This window comes from Leptothoe sp. LEGE 181152 (assembly GCF_032906605.1).
In the GTDB taxonomy this organism is placed as follows: domain Bacteria; phylum Cyanobacteriota; class Cyanobacteriia; order Phormidesmidales; family Phormidesmidaceae; genus Leptothoe; species Leptothoe turfae.
This window is the reverse complement of sequence record NZ_JASATU010000029.1, coordinates 1-1320: the sequence shown is the minus strand read 5'-3', so window position 1 is coordinate 1320 and position 1320 is coordinate 1. Positions and strand designations below refer to the sequence as shown.

Annotated in this window: 1 pseudogene; it reads left to right on the top strand. The window is 44.2% G+C overall.

Going from position 1 to position 1320, the window contains the following annotated elements:
- Window positions 1-101 precede the first annotated feature (101 nt).
- Window positions 102-1300: pseudogene (locus QGP82_RS16310) on the top strand (IS4 family transposase).
- Window positions 1301-1320: the final 20 nt, after the last annotated feature.

Sequence of the window (1320 nt, the reverse complement as noted above, 5' to 3'; positions counted from 1 at the left end):
CTTAAAGGGTGACAAGGAACTTCAAGCCTATAGTCGGCAATGATTTGGGAAACTAAAAGGGCAAAAAAATAGGGGACTATGCAGCCCCCACAAAAAATAAAATGTTGCCTCAAGTATACCAAACGATTTGCCGTAAACATCTCAATGAACAGCAGTATCTAACGCTAGAGCTGGTGTTACTTTTAATACAAGCGCATCGTCAAGTCACGCTTGGAACCTTAGCCAGTCTATTTCCTCAACCAATCAAATATGCGAGTCGTAAACGGAACCTGCAGCGGTTTCTAGTCCTGCCTCGTCTGAGTCTTAAAGTGTTGTGGTTTCCAGTGATCAAATATTGGATTCGACAAGCTCAAACGGGGCATCGTTTCAATCGAGAGCAGCGTCGTCAGCTAAAAAAAAGACGCATCAGAAGTATGGATATTGGTTGATAGCGATAGACCGAACGCAATGGAAAGAACGTAATCTGTTTATGGTGACCCTGGTATGGGGGACTCATGCATTACCGCTCTATTGGGAGCTATTAGACCATGTAGGCAACAGTGATTTGAGGACCCAAAAACGAGTCTTAAACATCGCTCTGAAATTATTGAAACCCTATCCAACGTTGGTGATAGGAGACCGAGAATTTCATAGTCCCAAATTGGCCGAATGGCTGGACCAACAAGGGGTATATTTTGCCTTACGTCAGAAAAAAGACTTCCATTTTCAACACCATCCTGGTGACAAGTACCAAGTCCTCAAAGACCAAGGATTTAAGCCTGGGATGTCTCATTTTTATGTTGGCATTAGAGGGAACAAAGGAGACGAGTTAGGTCCCTTTAATCTGGCTGTTTATTGGAAACGTAAGTACCGCAAGACGGGACCGAAAGCCCCCTGGTATATCCTGACAAATCTCCCCACTCTCAAGCAAACCTTAAAAATTTACCGGTGTCGCTGGGGCATAGAACAATTTTTCAAAGATTGTAAAAGCGGGGGCTATCACCTGGAAGATACCAAGGTGAATGACCGTCGCTTTTTAGCCTTAGTGGTGGTCATTGTGCTCGCCTATAGTTTGGCTACGATGCATGGACAACGAATGCAAGCATTACGGATAGACGAGTATGCTGGATGTATCAAAAAGTACTCAGACAAGGCTCCCTATCACAGTGATTTTAGCTTGGGTTTGTATGGGCAACGGTGGATAGTTGCTATGGATATATGGGCTGATTCGGCCTTGAAGTTGATCGCTCTCAAACCGAATAAACGGCTCTATTTTCAACGGGGTTTTCTCGCTCTGTCCCTTATGGAACATGCTTTATAGCTACGCTGTCACCCTTTAAG